Origin of the sequence: Arthrobacter sp. LjRoot14 (assembly GCF_964253905.1) — a bacterium.
Classification (GTDB): domain Bacteria; phylum Actinomycetota; class Actinomycetes; order Actinomycetales; family Micrococcaceae; genus Arthrobacter.
Map to the genome: position 1 here is coordinate 2798985 of NZ_CAXURL020000001.1, position 15493 is coordinate 2814477.

15 protein-coding genes and 1 tRNA gene are annotated in these 15493 nt (G+C 67.1%); 6 read left to right on the plus strand and 10 right to left on the minus strand.

Going from position 1 to position 15493, the window contains the following annotated elements:
- Positions 1 to 41: 41 nt before the first annotated feature.
- From ettA to ACSQ12_RS12570, 3 genes are all read right to left on the minus strand, one after another.
- Entirely contained in the window at positions 42 to 1724 is a 1683-nt protein-coding gene (ettA, locus tag ACSQ12_RS12560; RefSeq protein ID WP_011692260.1) for an energy-dependent translational throttle protein EttA, read from the minus strand.
- A 73-nt stretch (positions 1725 to 1797) separates the two neighbouring features.
- Positions 1798 to 2364, minus strand: coding sequence for a DUF6993 domain-containing protein (locus ACSQ12_RS12565; RefSeq protein WP_436065613.1), 567 nt, complete (start codon positions 2362 to 2364; stop codon positions 1798 to 1800).
- 65 nt (positions 2365 to 2429) lie between these two features.
- The gene (locus ACSQ12_RS12570; protein ID WP_436065614.1) at positions 2430 to 3008 is read right to left on the minus strand and encodes a single-stranded DNA-binding protein; all 579 of its coding nucleotides are present in this window, start codon (positions 3006 to 3008) and stop codon (positions 2430 to 2432) included.
- A 220-nt stretch (positions 3009 to 3228) separates the two neighbouring features.
- Between ACSQ12_RS12570 and ACSQ12_RS12575 the strand changes: the two genes are divergently transcribed.
- Together ACSQ12_RS12575 and ACSQ12_RS12580 are read left to right on the plus strand one after the other, a co-directional pair.
- Positions 3229 to 3301 (plus strand) — tRNA-Arg (locus ACSQ12_RS12575).
- 296 nt (positions 3302 to 3597) lie between these two features.
- The gene (locus ACSQ12_RS12580; protein WP_436065615.1) at positions 3598 to 4101 is read left to right on the plus strand and encodes a lipopolysaccharide assembly protein LapA domain-containing protein; all 504 of its coding nucleotides are present in this window, start codon (positions 3598 to 3600) and stop codon (positions 4099 to 4101) included.
- 59 nt (positions 4102 to 4160) lie between these two features.
- On the opposite strand, the gene ACSQ12_RS12585 is transcribed toward ACSQ12_RS12580, so the two are convergent.
- The 5 genes from ACSQ12_RS12585 to ACSQ12_RS12605 form a co-directional block, all read right to left on the minus strand.
- Positions 4161 to 4337: a hypothetical protein gene (locus ACSQ12_RS12585; protein ID WP_436065616.1), complete on the minus strand. Its 177-nt coding sequence runs from the start codon at positions 4335 to 4337 to the stop codon at positions 4161 to 4163.
- Between the two features lie 82 nt (positions 4338 to 4419).
- Positions 4420 to 4851: an SRPBCC family protein gene (locus ACSQ12_RS12590; RefSeq protein WP_436065617.1), complete on the minus strand. Its 432-nt coding sequence runs from the start codon at positions 4849 to 4851 to the stop codon at positions 4420 to 4422.
- A gap of 215 nt (positions 4852 to 5066) precedes the next feature.
- Entirely contained in the window at positions 5067 to 5924 is an 858-nt protein-coding gene (locus ACSQ12_RS12595; protein WP_436065618.1) for a sugar phosphate isomerase/epimerase family protein, read from the minus strand.
- Entirely contained in the window at positions 5921 to 7135 is a 1215-nt protein-coding gene (locus ACSQ12_RS12600; RefSeq protein WP_436065619.1) for a dihydrodipicolinate synthase family protein, read from the minus strand. The genes ACSQ12_RS12595 and ACSQ12_RS12600 overlap by 4 nt, the downstream gene beginning before the upstream one ends.
- Positions 7135 to 8304, minus strand: coding sequence for a Gfo/Idh/MocA family protein (locus ACSQ12_RS12605; protein WP_436065620.1), 1170 nt, complete (start codon positions 8302 to 8304; stop codon positions 7135 to 7137). Before ACSQ12_RS12605 ends, ACSQ12_RS12600 begins: the two co-directional genes overlap by 1 nt.
- 164 nt (positions 8305 to 8468) lie before the next feature.
- Between ACSQ12_RS12605 and ACSQ12_RS12610 the strand changes: the two genes are divergently transcribed.
- Positions 8469 to 9566 carry a LacI family DNA-binding transcriptional regulator gene (locus ACSQ12_RS12610; protein WP_436065621.1) on the plus strand — a complete coding sequence of 366 codons (1098 nt, stop codon included), beginning with the start codon at positions 8469 to 8471 and terminating at the stop codon, positions 9564 to 9566.
- The gene (locus tag ACSQ12_RS12615; protein WP_436065622.1) at positions 9554 to 10369 is read left to right on the plus strand and encodes an alpha/beta hydrolase; all 816 of its coding nucleotides are present in this window, start codon (positions 9554 to 9556) and stop codon (positions 10367 to 10369) included. Before ACSQ12_RS12610 ends, ACSQ12_RS12615 begins: the two co-directional genes overlap by 13 nt.
- A gap of 132 nt (positions 10370 to 10501) precedes the next feature.
- On the opposite strand, the gene ACSQ12_RS12620 is transcribed toward ACSQ12_RS12615, so the two are convergent.
- The gene (locus tag ACSQ12_RS12620; RefSeq protein ID WP_436065623.1) at positions 10502 to 11740 is read right to left on the minus strand and encodes an ROK family transcriptional regulator; all 1239 of its coding nucleotides are present in this window, start codon (positions 11738 to 11740) and stop codon (positions 10502 to 10504) included.
- 127 nt (positions 11741 to 11867) lie between these two features.
- On the opposite strand from ACSQ12_RS12620, the gene xylA reads away from it, so the two are divergent.
- Positions 11868 to 13055, plus strand: coding sequence for a xylose isomerase (gene xylA, locus ACSQ12_RS12625; protein WP_209744068.1), 1188 nt, complete (start codon positions 11868 to 11870; stop codon positions 13053 to 13055).
- Positions 13056 to 13139: 84 nt separating this feature from the next.
- The gene (xylB, locus tag ACSQ12_RS12630) at positions 13140 to 14567 is read left to right on the plus strand and encodes a xylulokinase (protein ID WP_436065624.1); all 1428 of its coding nucleotides are present in this window, start codon (positions 13140 to 13142) and stop codon (positions 14565 to 14567) included.
- 8 nt (positions 14568 to 14575) lie between these two features.
- Here xylB and ACSQ12_RS12635 read toward each other — a convergent pair whose 3' ends face one another.
- Complete coding sequence (locus ACSQ12_RS12635) at positions 14576 to 15481, minus strand: aldose 1-epimerase family protein (protein WP_436065625.1); 906 nt, start codon at positions 15479 to 15481, stop codon at positions 14576 to 14578.
- Between the last annotated feature and the right edge of the window lie 12 nt (positions 15482 to 15493).

The following is a 15493-nucleotide window of genomic DNA, read 5'->3' on the forward strand; positions in this document are numbered from 1 at the left end:
GGGAAACCGGCCTTTTGCCTGTCTTGACGTGCGCGCTGAGCCTAGTCGCGGGTCAGGCGGCGGTGCGTCACGCGGTGCGGCTTGGCCGCATCCGGGCCGAGGCGCTCCACCTTGTTTTCCTCGTACGATTCGAAGTTGCCCTCGAACCAGTACCATTTCGACGGGTTCTCCTCGTCACCTTCGTAAGCCAGGATGTGGGTCGCCACACGGTCCAGGAACCAGCGGTCGTGCGACACCACGACGGCGCAGCCGGGAAATTCCAGAAGGGCGTTTTCGAGGCTGCTGAGCGTTTCGACGTCGAGGTCGTTGGTCGGTTCGTCAAGGAGCAGCAAGTTGCCGCCCTGCTTGAGGGTCAGGGCCAGGTTCAGGCGGTTGCGCTCACCACCGGAGAGGACACCTGCCTTCTTCTGCTGGTCCGGGCCCTTGAATCCGAACGCCGCGACGTAGGCACGGGACGGCATTTCAACGTGGCCCACTTGGATGTAGTCGAGGCCGTCCGAGACAACCTCCCAGAGGGACTTGTTGGGGTCGATGCCGCCGCGGCTCTGGTCGGCGTAGGAGATCTTGACCGAGTCGCCGATCTTCAGGTCGCCGCCGTCAAGCGGTTCCAGACCGACGATCGTCTTGAACAGGGTGGTCTTGCCGACGCCGTTGGGGCCGATGACGCCAACGATGCCGTTACGGGGAAGCGTAAAGGAGAGTCCGTCGATGAGGGTCCGGTCCTCGAAGCCCTTCTGCAGGTTCTTGGCTTCGAGCACCAGGCCGCCCAGGCGGGGTCCCGGCGGGATCTGGATCTCTTCGAAGTCGAGCTTCCGGGTACGGTCCGCCTCGGCGGCCATTTCCTCGTAGCGTGCCAGGCGCGCCTTGGACTTGGTCTGGCGGCCCTTGGCGTTGGAGCGGACCCACTCGAGTTCCTCGGTGAGGCGCTTCGCCTGCTTGGCGTCCTTCTTGCCCTGGATTTCCAGTCGGGCGCGCTTCTTCTCCAGGTACGTGGAGTAGTTGCCTTCGTAAGGGTAGAGGTGGCCGCGGTCCACTTCCGCAATCCACTCGGCCACGTGGTCGAGGAAGTACCGGTCGTGGGTGACGGCGAGGACGGCGCCGGCGTAGTTCGAGAGGTGCTGTTCCAGCCAGAGGACGCTTTCGGCGTCGAGGTGGTTGGTGGGCTCGTCGAGCAGGAGGAGGTCCGGCTTCTGCAGCAGGAGCTTGCACAGCGCAACGCGGCGGCGCTCACCACCGGAGAGAAGGGTGACGTCGGCATCCGCCGGCGGGCAGCGGAGGGCATCCATGGCCTGCTCGAGCTGGGAGTCGAGGTCCCAGGCGTCGGCGGCGTCGATGGCTTCCTGGAGCTGGCCCATTTCTTCCAGAAGCGTGTCGTAGTCCGCGTCAGGGTTGGCCATTTCCTCGGAGATCTCATTGAAGCGCTGGATCTTCCCGTAGATCTCGCCTACGCCTTCCTGGACGTTGCCCAGGACGGTCTTCTCCTCGTTCAGCGGCGGCTCCTGGAGCAGGATGCCCACCGTGTAGCCGGGGCTAAGCCGTGCCTCGCCGTTGGAGGGGGTGTCCAGGCCAGCCATGATCTTGAGGATGGTGGACTTACCGGCACCGTTGGGGCCAACAACACCAATCTTGGCCCCCGGGAAGAAGGACATGCTTACGTCGTCGAGAATAAGTTTTTCGCCAACGGCCTTGCGGGCCTTGGTCATTGTGTAGATAAATTCCGCCATGGTTCCAAATCTAGTGGGTCGGCGGGGTTAACTCACATTCGCGGCTGTCATTCGTGGGCGGTCCGGCTCAGCCTCAGCCGCCGACGAAGCACTTTCCGGTTGCCAGCACGGGCAGGACGGTGACCACGACACTTCCGTCGCGGATCTGGCCGATCACACAATCCCTACCCTGAAGCGCTGCGGCCTCTATGGCGTCGACTTCCAGGCCGGTGGGCGTGCGGCTGGCGGATACCTGCAGGGAACCGGCGGGTATCCCGGCGCCGGTCAGGGCCGCCGTCAGCTGGTCCTGCCCCGGCTTGGGGTTGGCCGCGGCGACTCCGCGAAGGGCATTGCCGACGGTTTCGCTCAGCCGGGCGGTGGCAGCGTCCAGTTCGGGCCGCTGCGGTCCCGGAGCTGCCTCCGGCCCGGCAGTAGCTGACGCTGCCGGCTGCGCGACCTGGGATCCGGGCACAGCGGCGGCCTGAGAGGGAGAGGCCGCGGAACCCGCACCCGCACCGCTGCAGCCTGCGACGCCCGCCGCAAGCATGGACGCCCCGAGGAGCACAACTGACGCGCCGCGCAGCCGCCGCCCTGTGCCGGACTGCGGCGATACGGACTGTGGCGTTCCGTACTGTGGCTGGGGTGTCTTTGCTCGGATCACCTTGCCATTCTGCCATGCGGCACCGCAGGGGACGGTGCCGCACTCGGGGCATCAGCGGGGCATGTTCACGCGGCCGTCCCGGTAAGTTCGCCGGTCTCCGAATCGAGCTGCAGGACGTCACCGCTCTCGCCGTCGATGAAGATACCTTCAGCTGCGGGATCGGGGTCGCCCCCGTCCCCCCTGAGGTCTCCGGCGTCATCGGGGTCCTCCCCGCCGGGCCCGCTGCCGTCCTGCGGTCCGGACGCGTGGTCCTGCTGCCCCTGGGCCGCGCCGGAGTGGGCGGAGTTGCCGGCGGTGCGGGTGAAATTGGCCGAGCCCCACATGAGGTCGTGGCCAACCGACTCTGCGTCGATCTCGGCAGCGTGATAGATCCTGCCGTCCTTTTCCCAGCTTCGCATCTTGAGCCGGCCCACGATGATGACGCGCTGGCCCTTCTTGATGCTGCAGCCCATGTTTCCGGCAAGCTGCCGGTAGCCCTGAACCGTGAACCAGTTGGTATTGCCATCGACCCACGTGCTCGATGCGCGGTCATACCGCCTGTCCGTGGAGCCGAGTCGAAACGACGCGGTGGCGACTCCCCCGGGCGTGGTGGAACTCCTGATTTCCGTGGCGACGAAGCCCCGGACGGTGATGTTGTCGGTCATCTTGGTGTCCTGTCTCGAATGGTGGTGCCCTAGCAGGCACCTTCAGCTTCGGGCCGCATCAGCGCCGGGGCGAGGGGCCCGCGTCGCTATGTGCACAACTCCGGGTAAAACCGGGATGTTGGGGATGAGTCAAAACGCCGCGACGGGGCTGACTGGCCGAGGGCGCGTGGCACTGTAAACTTTTCTAGGCGCTGCCGGATTGGTCCGGACACGCCTACGTGCCCCAGTAGCTCAGGGGATAGAGCAGCGGCCTTCTAATCCGCCGGTCGGGGGTTCGATTCCCTCCTGGGGCACTCAACAGGAAGCGGCTCCCACTTGCGTCAACGCAGTGGGGGCCGTTTCGTTCATCCTGGCGTCAGCCCGATTGGGGACCTTTCGTCGTGGCGGCAAGGGCAATGCCGCCTCGGCCTTTCCAGACGTGAGTCTCCGGAGGACAGTGTTAATTGACATGCCGGACGCAGGACAACCTGCTTCTGCGAGCAATTCACGCTAAGCCTGCTTATCATTTGAGGGCGGCGCCGACTCATTTGAAGTGGCGTCGGCGCCGCACCTTCCGTGGCGGTGGATCATCTTGGAGAGGATGGACCGTATGACTCAGCAATCACCGGACTACGAGCCGCAGGAAACAGCCACGTCATCACCGCAAACGGGACCCGGTGCGGCCCGGAGCATTCCGCCGGCGGACACACCCGTCCCGGGCGAACAGGCACCTGGCGCGCCGGCCCAAGGGGTACCGGCACAGCGCGGAACGGAAGAGGCCACACCGGCCCGGCGCGTTCCGTCCCCCGGCGCACCCGCAACGCAGTCGACTGCGCCGACGGAGGAACGGCACGTGACGCGCGCCGGGATGGTCTGGGCCGCCGTCGCCACTGCATTGGCGGTAATGGTGCTCCTGATCATCTTCATCCTGCAAAACCAGGACTACGTGCAGGTCAGGTATTTCGGGCTGGAGGGCGCCGTTCCGCTGGGGATTGCACTCTTCATTGCCGCTGTGGGCGGCGGGGTGCTGGTGGCTGTTGCCGGCGCAGCCCGGATCATCCAGTTGCGTGCCGCGGCCCATCGCCGCCGGGTGCTTGCGCAGCGGGTGCGCTAAAGCACCCGGTGGCGGCACCGCCAAGTCATTCCGAAGCGGTCCGTGTCACCCGTGCAACCTCACCCAAAATCCACGTCTCCGCGGTGTCCTTCGGGGGTGTCGTCCATTTCGGCGATATCGGGCTCAACCGTTTCCGCCAGATCGCCGGCGACGGAAACCCGGGCGGCTTCTTCCGCCGGCCGGACCGTACCGTCGTCGCCCCGGGCGGTGCCGTTTTCGTCTGGAATCTCAGTCATGTGCCCAAGCTAGTCCGGAACGTTCGGCTTGTCGACGCTTCACACGTGCGGCCCAGGCAACCACTCCGTCCGGCAGGAACCGTCAGCGTTCAAGCAGCCCCTTGAGGTTTCCCAGGACCATTTCCCAGAGCTTCGCAGACTCCTCCGCTTCGGAGTCACTCTTGTTGTTCCCCTGCGTGATGGTGACCTGAGTGCCGTCCGGCTTCTCATCCAGCCGGTACTCCACCGTATGGTAATTTTCCGGCACGTCCGGCAGCCCGGTCAGCGGGCTGTAGTGGCTGATGCGCAAGAGGTCCTCAGGCCGGTTCTCCAGCACGACGCCCTTGTCCTCGTAGTGTTTGCCTTTCCACTCCCCGGCGAAAGTCACCGGCTCGCCCTCGCGCCAGGTAGTGGTCACAGTAGTGCCGAGGAAATACTGCTTGACGATTTCCGGATCGGTCAGCGCCTGCCATACCCGGCTCCGTGGGGCTTCCACCAGCACGGATGCTTCCGCGAGCTTGATCTGATCATTCATGTCAGTCCCTCCTGCGCACGACCCTACGCGCCACGGCGGGCGTTGTTAAGAACCCCGACGAGTTACGGCCCCGGAAGATCGGAGGAGCCAAAAACGGCCCGGCACCGCTGTTCGGTGCCGGGCCGTTCGGTGGGGCGCGGGCCCCGGCCGTGACGAAGCAGGGGCCCGCGGTCTGCATCAGGAATCGCGTCCCCGCGGGAAGACGCTGCGGCCGGTCAGGCGTACGGCAGGACGAGTCCCGCGTAGCGCTCCTTCATGGTCGCCAGGACGCTGTCGCCGTCGGCGTCCCAGATTTCCTGGTTGAAAATTTCCACTTCGATGTCGCCGGTGTAACCGGCATCGCGGACCCAGGTGCCAATGGTTGCGAAGTCGATCACGCCGTCGCCCATCATGCCCCGGGACAACAGCGCGTCTGCTGCGATGGGCAGGTTGAAATCGCAGACCTGATAGGAGGCGATGCGGTTCTCCCGCCCGGCACGTTCGATCTGGGCCTTCAACTCGGGGTCCCACCACACATGGAAGGTGTCGACGGCGACGCCGACGGCCTTCGCGTCGTACGGTGCCGCCAGGTCAAGGGCCTGGCCCAGGGTGGAGATCAGGGCGCGGTCGGCGGCGTACATCGGGTGCAGCGGCTCCAGCACCAGCCGGACGCCGTTCTCGGCGGCGAACGGAACCAGGTCCGCGAGGCGGTCGGCGACGCGCTGGCGGGCAGCCACTACGTCCTTCTCCCCCGGTGCGAGGCCGCCGACCACCAGGAACAGCTCCCGGGTGTCCAGCGCCACGGCTTCCAGGATGGCTGCGCGGTTGTCGGCGAGCGCCGCAGCCTGCCCCTCCGCGTCGGCTGCCGTCAGGAAGCCGCCACGGCAGAGCGAGGACACCCGCAGTCCGGCATCCCGGATGATCTTGGCGGCCTTGTCCAGGCCGGCCTCGTGAACGCGGTCACGCCACGGGCCGATCGCCGGGATCCCCGCACGGGCGCAGCCATCAACGGCCTCGGCCAGGGTCCACTTCTTGGTGGTGGCGCTGTTGAGGGAAAGTCGCGAAAAAGGGGACTGCCCTGAATTGAACGTCATACTCCCACCCCGTTGATGCGCAGGTAGTCGGACATCCGGAACGCAGCCAGGGCGGGATCCTTCAACAGTCCGGCCTGGTCGGCAAGTTCGAAGGTCTTGGCGAGGTGCACCACGGATCGGCCGGAGTGCAGCCCGCCCACCATCTGGAAACCGGGCTGCTTGCCGTTGAGCCAGGACATGAACGCGATGCCGGTCTTGTAGTAGAAGGTGGGGGCGCTGAAGATGTGCTTGCCCAGTTCCCGGGTGGAGTCCAGGATGGCACGCGCCTTGACTGCATCGCCGGCGTCGTAGCTTTGCAGCGCTGCCGATGCTGCCGGGTAGATGGCGGCGAAGATGCCGAGCAGGGCATCCGAATGGTGGGTGCCGTCGCCGTCGATCAGTTCCGGGTAGTTGAAGTCGTCGCCGGTGTAGAGACGGACGCCGTCGGGGAGTGCGGCGCGCAGCGCCACCTCGTGGCTGGCATCAAGAAGCGAAACCTTGACGCCGTCCACCTTGTCAGCGTGCTCGCGGATCAGGGAGAGGAACGTATCAGTGGCCGTGGAGACGTCGTCGGAACCCCAGTAGCCGGCGAGCGCGGGATCGAACATGGTGCCAAGCCAGTGCAGGATGACCGGCTGGTCCGCTTCCCGCAGCAGCGTGGAGTACACGTGCAGGTAGTCATCAGGCCCGCTGGCCACTTTGGCCAGGGCGCGTGAGGCCATGAGGATGACCTTTGGCCCGGCCTCGGAGACGACGGCGACCTGTTCACGGTATGCGTCCAGGACGGCCTGGATGCCGGCGGCGCCCGTCGGCAGGGCGGCCGGATCCAGCTGGTCGGTGCCGGCCCCGCACGAGACGAGGTCGCGCACCGACTTGCCGGCCGTGGCGGCAGCGCCCCCGGCGACCACCGACGCCGCCTCGACGCCGGTGCGCTTGATCAGCTGCTGGGTGGCAGCCCAGTCCAGGCCCATGCCGCGCTGGGCGGTGTCCATGGCATCGGCCACCCCGAGGCCGTAGGACCAGAGTTCGTGCCGGTAGGCCATGGTGGCGTCCCAGTCGAGCCGGGCCGGTGCGCCGGGGGTGTTGTCCGCGGTGACTTCCGGGATGACGTGGGCTGCGGCGTAGGCGTGCCGCGAGGTGATGGGGGCCGAGGGCTTTGCCCAGGCGGGCGCGGACTTAAGACGGTATTCGCGGGTTCCGCCGTCGTCGGTGGGAAGGATCAGGGATGTCATCAGAGCGAGATCTCCGGGATGTCGATGGTGCGGCGTTCGTCGTTGGACTGCAGGCCGAGCTCGGCGAGCTGGACGCCGCGGGCCGCGGAGAGCAGGCCGAAGCGGTGTTCGCGGCCGGCAACGACGTCGCGCAGGAACTCTTCCCACTGCAGCTTGAAGCCGTTGTCCAGGTCGGCGTTGGCCGGCACTTCCTGCCACTGGCTGCGGAAGGACTCGGTCACGGGCAGGTCAGGGTTCCAGACGGGCTTGGGGGTGTGGGCGCGCTGCTGTGCGACGCACTTATTCAGGCCCGCGACCGCCGAACCGTGGGTGCCGTCGATCTGGAATTCCACCAGTTCGTCGCGGTAAACGCGGACCGCCCAGGAGGAGTTGATCTGGCCGACGACCTGGTCGCCGCCCGGGGTTTCCAGCTCGAAGATGCCGTAGGAGGCGTCGTCGGCCGTGGCCTTGTATTCCTTGCCGGCTTCGTCCCAGCGGGCCGGGATGTGGGTTGCGGTCTTGGCGTTGACGCTCTTGACCTTGCCGATGATGCCTTCGAGGACGTAGTTCCAGTGGCAGAACATGTCCGTGGTCATGCCGCCGCCGTCTTCCTTGCGGTAGTTCCAGGACGGGCGCTGGGCTGCCTGGACGTCGCCTTCGAAGACCCAGTAGCCGAATTCGCCACGGATGGACAGGATGCGGCCGAAGAAGCCTTCGTCAACGAGGCGGCGCAGCTTGACCAAACCGGGCAGGTAGAGCTTGTCGTGCACGACGCCGGCGGTGACCCCGGCTTCCTTGCCGGTCCGGGCCAGTTCAATGGCCTCCGCCAGGGTTTCCGCCGTGGGCTTCTCCGTGAAGATGTGCTTCCCCGCGGACATCGCCTTCTTCAGGGTGGCGGCGCGGAGGCTGGTCATGGACGCGTCAAAGACCACGTCGACTGTGGGGTCGTTGATTACGGCGTCCAGGTCGGTGCTCCACTCGGAGACCTTGTGCAGTTCGGCGAGTTCCCGGATCTTGGCTTCGTTGCGGCCGACCAGGATGGGTTCGACCTGGACCTTTGTGCCGTCTTCAAGGGTGAAGCCGCCCGCGTCGCGGATGGGGAGGATGGAACGCAGCAGGTGCTGGCGGTAGCCCATCCGGCCGGTAATGCCGTTCATGGCGATACGGATCGTCTTTGTTTCGAAGCCCATGTGTCCTCCACGGTGAGTTGGTTCAGTACGGTGTGCTGGGAAAGCGCATTCCCACTGCATTTATGATGCATCTTCCCGCGCCGCATGGCAAGCGCTTTCCCGAAAGTCGTGCAAACTGCCATAATGACCACTACGCGCACGTTGGCTGAACAGGAGAAATATCAGTGGCTGCAAGTACCCTCACCGAGGTGGCACGATTGGCCGGGGTCTCGCCGGCTACTGCGTCACGCGTCCTCAATGGCTCCGCCCGCAAACCCGGCCCGGGAGTGTCCGAGCGGGTACGGCAGGCAGCCGAGACCCTTGGTTACATCCCCAACGCCCAGGCCCAGGCACTCGCGAAGTCCAGTTCGGGACTGGTGGGCCTGATTGTGCACGACATCGCGGATCCGTATTTCTCCGCCATAGCCCGCGGCGTCCAGGAAGTGGCCCGCGAGCAGCACAAGATGGTGCTGCTGGCCACGACAGGCGGAACTCCGGCCGATGAGAAGGAAGCCGTCGCCGCCTTCGCTGCCAGGCGGGCCGACGCCATCGTCATTGCCGGCTCACGGTCCAGCCGCCCGGAAGACCACCAGGGCAACGCCGAACTTGCCGCCGAACTGGACCGCTACTGCCGCAATGGCGGGCACGTGGGGGTGGTGGGCCAAGCCATCGTCGGAGCCGCTGAACTGGACGGCTACCACCTTGTGGAAGTGCCGAATGAGCAGCTGGCCGCGGAACTTGCCGGAAAGCTCACAGCCAGCCATTCAGGCGACTTCGTCATCATCGGCGGCCCCGAAGGCCTGATCACGTCCGACGACCGGATCCGCGGCTTCCAGGCCGGCCTCGCCTCGGCCGGCCGCCCCGAAGCCGAAGTCCTCCGCGCCTCCTTCAACCGTGCCGGCGGCTACGAAGCCGGACTCGTGCTGGCCGAACGGATCCGGAACGCCCGGAACTCCGCCCCCGCGAACGAGGGCGGGAAGCCGGATCTGTGCATCTTCGCGGCGAACGATGTCATGGCAATCGGCGCAGCTGCAGGGCTTCGCTCCCAGGGATTCCGAATTCCCCGCGACGCGCTGATCGCAGGGTTTGACGATATCGAAACGCTCCGGGACTTCCGCCCGGGGCTTTCAACGGTGCGCCTTCCGCTGGAGGAAATCGGCCGCCTGGCCACCTTGAGCACCGTGGGGTCCACAGCGGCCGCCGGAACTGAAGGAAAACACGACGACGGTCCGGCCGTCACCGGTCAGGTGACGCTCCGGCGGAGCACAGAATGGACCGCCTGACCGGCAACTCCCGGATGCCGGCCGGCCTCACCGTTGTCCCGGCCCGCCACGGTCCTGCCGCGCCCGGAGGCGGCACGTCACCGGGCCGCGCACACCCGGACGGCGGGCAATCCCCCCGGCGGTTCCCGGCAATCCTGGTCCTTCCCGGCGGAGGCTACGCGCGCCACGCCGACCACGAGGCAGAGCCGGTGGCCGAATGGCTGGCGTCCCTGGGCATCCACGCCTTCGTGCTGCGCTACCGGGTGGCTCCGCACCGCCACCCGGCCCCGCTGGCGGACGCGAAGGCGGCCCTGGCATGGATCAGGTGCGGCGGCCACGGACTCGAAGTGGATGGCTCCCGCGTGGGTGTCCTGGGGTTCTCCGCCGGAGGGCACCTGGCTGCCACCCTCGCCGGAGGCGTTCCCACCGGAGACGAGACACTCGACGCCCCGGGGTCCCGGCCGGACCTCGCCATCCTGTGCTACCCCGTGGTGTCCTTCGAATCGGCCGTCCATCAGGGCAGCATCGACAACCTGCTCGGCGCGGCACCCTCCGGTGACCTGCTGGCAGAGCTGTCCGCCGAGCTCACCGTCACAAGCAGCACTCCCCCGGCGTTCATCTGGCACACGTTTGACGACGCAGCGGTCGATGTTGAACACAGCCTGCGCTACGCCATGGCGCTGCGCAAGGCTGCCGTGCCTGCAGAGCTGCACGTCTTTCCGCAAGGCCGGCACGGGCTGGGCCTCGCTCCCGGGGTTGCCGGGGTGGAGCGGTGGACAGAGCTGTGTGCCACCTGGCTTACCGGACACGGCTGGCGGCCGTGACCGCATCACCCCTAATCACAGGACCGGCGGAATGGCCCGACGTCGGGCGTCCTCGCCTTCCATGACGGAGCGCCGGTGGGCTGGTGTGCCGTGGAGCCGGGCGGTGGTCCGGCTCGCCGCCCCGGGCCGCACCTAGCCGGCAGTCGTCAGCCCGGAGGGAGCGGCAAGGACGGAACGCAGGGCGCTCCCGGCCGCGCCCAGGAGGGCAGCCGACTGGCCGAGTTCCGAAACCGCCACCCTGGCAGGACTGACGACGCCGGGCGCATGGACGGCGAGGCTTGCTATTACGGCCGGTGCAATCCACGGCCCCATCCGGGTGAAGTGGCCGCCGAGGACAACGGCGGAGAGGTTCATCAGCCGTGCCGTGGAGGCTGCGGCGATACCAAGGTAGCGGCCGGCACGGGCCACGGCCGATGCGGCGGCAGCATTGCCGGCGCCAAGTTGTTCCACGAGTTGCCCCAGCCGCACGGAGGCAGTTCCTGCCGGAATGCCGGCCTCGGCAAAGATGGCCTCCTGTCCGGCGAATGTTTCCAGGCAGCCGCGGCCGCCGCACGAGCAGTCCGGACCCGACGGATCAACCACCACGTGGCCCACCTCCCCCGCCTGCCCGTGGGGTCCGGCAAAGAGCCGGGAGCCGATGACCAGGCCGCCACCGACACCCACCTCACCGGAAACAAACAGGTAGTCGCGGAATTCCAATCCGTGCCCGTACCAGAGCTCGGCCAGGGCAGCGCAGTTTGCCTCGTTATACAGAACCGTGCCCAGAGGTGCGCCCGGCAGCAACCCGCCCAGCTCAAGGGCAACATTGTGCCACTGCAGGTTGGGGGCGCTGGAAACCGTTCCGGATGCCGTGTCCACGAGTCCGGGCACCGCCAGTCCGCCGCCCAGGATTGCGATCCCGGCGGCTGCTGCCTCGGCGACTACGTCGTTCACGAGCCCGGACAACAGGGCCATGACGGATTCCGGCGACTGGCCGCGGTTTCCGCATTCCAGCGTCCTGAACGCGCGCAGCGCACCGCCGAGGTCCAGAAGGCCCGCCGAGATGTAGTCCACGTTGATTTCCATGCCCACCACGCCGCGGCGGGTGCTGAGCTGGAGGCCTACCCCGGGCCTGCCGCGTTCACCGTCGCGCGTGGCGCCGGACTCCATGACCAGGCCGGAGTCCGCGAGCTCGGCGACCAGGCTGGACACTGAAGCCTTGGTCAAGCCGGTCAGGGAAGCCAGCTCAGCACGCGTCGGGTAGCGCTGCGGATCCGTCCGTGCCTGCGCAATGGCCGCGAGGACCCGGACGAGGTTGCCACGCCGGACGTCCTCCACCCGGCCGGGTGCCGGACGCGCCGCACTGCCGTCAACATTATTTTCCCGTGACATTTCCGCCGCCTTAATCATTGACCCAAGTCAATCATGACGCATATAGTTCAGATTGAAAACTAATTCACCGGCCTGCTTTCCTACCTGGCCGACAGCTTCCACCCCACCTCCGAACCAAGGATGTTTCATGACCCTCCAGCCCACCCCTGCAGACCGCTTCACCTTCGGCCTTTGGACCGTCGGCTGGACCGGGGCGGATCCCTTCGGCGTCGCCACCCGCCCCGCCCTGGACCCCGTCGAAGCCGTCCACAAGCTCAGCGAACTGGGCGCTTACGGCATCACCTTCCATGACAACGACCTGGTCCCGTTCGACGCCACAGCCTCCGAGCGCGAGCTGATCCTGAAGAACTTCAAGGCCGCCTTGGCCGAGACGGGCCTCAAGACCCCAATGGTGACCACCAATTTGTTCAGCCATCCCGTCTTCAAGGACGGCGGCTTCACCTCCAACGACCGTTCGGTCCGCCGGTTCGCGCTCAGCAAGGTCCTTCAGAACATCGACCTTGCAGCAGAGCTGGGTGCAGAGACCTTCGTCATGTGGGGCGGGCGCGAAGGCAGCGAGTATGACGGTTCCAAGGACCTCTCTGCCGCCCTGGACCGGATGAAGGAAGGCGTGGACACGGCCGCCGCCTATATCAAGGACAAGGGCTACGGCCTTCGGATCGCCCTGGAACCAAAACCCAACGAGCCCCGCGGCGACATCTTCCTGCCCACCGTCGGCCACGGACTGGCCTTCATCGCACAGCTGGAACACGGCGACATCGTGGGCCTCAACCCGGAAACCGGGCACGAGCAGATGGCCGGGCTGAATTTCACCCATGGCATCGCCCAGGCGCTGTGGGCCGGGAAACTCTTCCACATCGACCTCAACGGCCAGCGCGGCATCAAGTACGACCAGGACCTCGTCTTCGGGCACGGCGACCTCACCAGCGCATTCTTCACCGTGGACCTGCTCGAAAACGGCTTCCCCAACGGCGGCCCGAAGTACGACGGCCCGCGTCACTTCGACTACAAGCCCTCACGCACCGACGGATACGACGGCGTCTGGGAATCCGCGAAATCCAACATGTCCATGTACCTCCTCCTCAAGGAGCGTGCCCTGGCCTTCCGCGCCGACCCCGATGTCCAGGAAGCCCTGAAGACCTCCGGCGTCTTCGAACTCGGCGAGCCCACCCTCGCCGCCGGAGAGACCACGGCGGATCTGCTGGCTGACGCTTCCGCATTCGCGGAGTTCGACGCCGATGCCGCCGCCCGGCGGTCCTTCGCCTTCGTCCGCCTCAACCAGCTGGCCATCGAGCACCTGCTCGGCGCCCGCTAGGCCAGGCTCCCCCAACCAGCCAGCTCCACTGCCGCCGGATCCGGACCGCCGGATCCGGCGGCAGCCCTTCAGAAAGAACCCGCCATGCCGTTGGTAGCAGGAATCGACAGTTCCACGCAGTCATGCAAAGTGGTGATCCGGGATGCGCACACCGGCACGCTGATCCGCCAGGGCCGCGCCGCCCACCCCGACGGTAGCGAGATCCACCCCGACCACTGGTGGGCCGCGCTCCAGGAAGCCATCGCACAGGCCGGCGGCCTGGACGATGTGGCCGCCGTCTCCGTAGGCGGCCAGCAGCATGGCATGGTGTGCCTGGACGCCTCCGGTGCGGTGGTGCGCCCCGCCCTGCTCTGGAACGACACGCGCTCCGCAGAGGATGCGGAACAGCTCATCAAAGAGGCGGGCGACGGCGACGCGGGAGCCGGAGCCGCCTACTGGGCGGAGGCGACGGGTACGGTTCCGGTGGCTTCCCTCACCATCACCAAACTTCGCTGGCTGGCCCGCCATGAGCCGGACAGCGCACGCCGCGTGGCGGCCGTCTGCCTGCCGCACGACTGGCTCAGCTGGCGGCTCGCGGGCCATGGCCCGGGATCGGGACCCTCCTCGCTGCAGCTGCTCAGGACGGACAGGTCCGATGCCTCCGGAACCGGATACTTCTCCACGGCCTCGGGGACCTACCTCCCGGAACTCCTCCGGAAGGTACTGGGACATGTCCCGGTTCTGCCCGCCGTCGCCGGTTCGCTGGAGGCCGCAGGCACAACGCCGTCGGGCGCACTCATCGGCCCCGGCGCCGGCGACAATGCGGCTGCAGCCCTTGGCGTCGGCGCCCGTCCGGGCGACGTGGTGGTATCGCTGGGGACGTCGGGGACGGTTTTCGCCGTCTCGGAGACTCCGGCCGCCGATGCAACCGGACTTGTGGCCGGATTTGCCGACGCCACCGGCAACTTCCTCCCGCTGGCCTGCACGCTGAATGCCACCCGGATCTTCGATTCCACGGCCGCGTTGCTCGGCGTGACGCTGGGCGGGCTCAACGAACTCGCCCTTGCCGCCCCGGCAGGTTCGGGCGGCCTCACGCTCGTTCCCTATTTCGAAGGCGAGCGCACACCCAACCTGCCGCACGCCACCGGTTCGCTGCACGGCGCCACCTTGGCGAGCTACACGCGGGCCAACCTGGCCCGGGCCGCCGTCGAAGGCGTGGTCTGCTCCCTCGCGGACGGGCTGGCGGCCCTGCAGGCGCAGGGAGTTGCGGCCGCACGCGTCATCCTCGTGGGAGGCGGCGCGCAGTCCGCTGCCGTGCAGCAGATTGCCGCGTCCGTCTTCGGCCTTCCCGTCATGGTGCCCGAGCCCGGTGAATACGTGGCCGACGGCGCCGCCCGGCAGGCGGCGGCCGTCCTCGCGGGCCGGTGGCCGGAGTGGGAGTCGTCCGGCACCGAAGTGACGGCGGCCGACGGCGGCGCGTCCGAGGTGCTCGAACAGTACCGGCGCTTCGCCAGGACGTACCTCAACGGCTGAGCCCTAACTCAACGGCTGATCGCCCGGATGGTCCAGCCGGCCTTATGGGACTCCCCCGGAGCCAGCCGGACCACATCCGTTCCGCTATTGAAGGCATCAGGCGGGCACGTCATGGGTTCAACGGCGAGGCCAAGCCGGGAAGGCCCCGACGGCTTGTCCGCGGTATGGATCTGCAGCCAGGGCCACGCCCTGTCCCATTCCAACTCCACTCCGGTGCCCGAGGGGTCATGAATGCGCACCGCGGCAAGACCGTCCGCGTTGGAAGTCAGGCCCGTGAAAGCGTGGTCGATTTCCACGGCTCCGAGGACCTTCCCTGCCCGGAAATCAAAGGCATGGCCTTCCACCCCGGCCATGCCTTCCGGGAGCAGCCGGTCGGCGGAGACCTCCATGAATTCCGTGGCCGGGATCTGCACGGTCCACTCATCAAGCGGGGCCGGACCGGCGATAAGGTACGGGTGCGGGCACACGCCGTAGGGGGCTGCTTCAACGCCAATATTCCGGGCACGCACAGTGCTGTGAAGCCCGTCTGCCCGCAGCTCGTAGTCAACTGACACGTCAAGGCGTCCCGGATAGCCGTCCCCCGGCTCGATGCGGGTTCCAAGGCGGACGGAGGACGCAGTGTGTTCCTGCAGTTCCCAGTCCGCCCCGAACACCAGCCCGTGCAGGGCAGTCCCCCGCTCATCCTCGTTGACCACCGCTTGGAAGTCCTTGCCCTCGAACCTGTACCGGCCATCAGCCAGCCGGTTCGGCCACGGTGCACAGATGACGCCGCGGTAGTCCGGAATTTCGCCGTCGGCACCGAAGCCGACCACCAGGTCGCGGCCCTCATGCCGCAACTCGCGGAGCGCTCCTCCACGCGCTGTGGCGACGGCCGTGTAGGGGCCGAAACTGATCTCATGTTCGGTGTGGGTCATGGGTTTCCAATG

Coding starts and splice junctions, on each gene's coding strand:
- ACSQ12_RS12590 (WP_436065617.1), bottom strand. CDS start 4,851: ATGAATGATCAGATCAAGCTCGCGGAAGCATCCGTGCTGGTGGAAGCC.
- ACSQ12_RS12580 (WP_436065615.1), top strand. CDS start 3,598: ATGACTCAGCAATCACCGGACTACGAGCCGCAGGAAACAGCCACGTCA.
- ACSQ12_RS12620 (WP_436065623.1), bottom strand. CDS start 11,740: ATGTCACGGGAAAATAATGTTGACGGCAGTGCGGCGCGTCCGGCACCC.
- ACSQ12_RS12635 (WP_436065625.1), bottom strand. CDS start 15,481: ATGACCCACACCGAACATGAGATCAGTTTCGGCCCCTACACGGCCGTC.
- ACSQ12_RS12615 (WP_436065622.1), top strand. CDS start 9,554: ATGGACCGCCTGACCGGCAACTCCCGGATGCCGGCCGGCCTCACCGTT.
- ettA (WP_011692260.1), bottom strand. CDS start 1,724: ATGGCGGAATTTATCTACACAATGACCAAGGCCCGCAAGGCCGTTGGC.
- ACSQ12_RS12570 (WP_436065614.1), bottom strand. CDS start 3,008: ATGACCGACAACATCACCGTCCGGGGCTTCGTCGCCACGGAAATCAGG.
- ACSQ12_RS12600 (WP_436065619.1), bottom strand. CDS start 7,135: ATGACATCCCTGATCCTTCCCACCGACGACGGCGGAACCCGCGAATAC.
- ACSQ12_RS12605 (WP_436065620.1), bottom strand. CDS start 8,304: ATGGGCTTCGAAACAAAGACGATCCGTATCGCCATGAACGGCATTACC.
- xylA (WP_209744068.1), top strand. CDS start 11,868: ATGACCCTCCAGCCCACCCCTGCAGACCGCTTCACCTTCGGCCTTTGG.
- ACSQ12_RS12585 (WP_436065616.1), bottom strand. CDS start 4,337: ATGACTGAGATTCCAGACGAAAACGGCACCGCCCGGGGCGACGACGGT.
- ACSQ12_RS12595 (WP_436065618.1), bottom strand. CDS start 5,924: ATGACGTTCAATTCAGGGCAGTCCCCTTTTTCGCGACTTTCCCTCAAC.
- xylB (WP_436065624.1), top strand. CDS start 13,140: ATGCCGTTGGTAGCAGGAATCGACAGTTCCACGCAGTCATGCAAAGTG.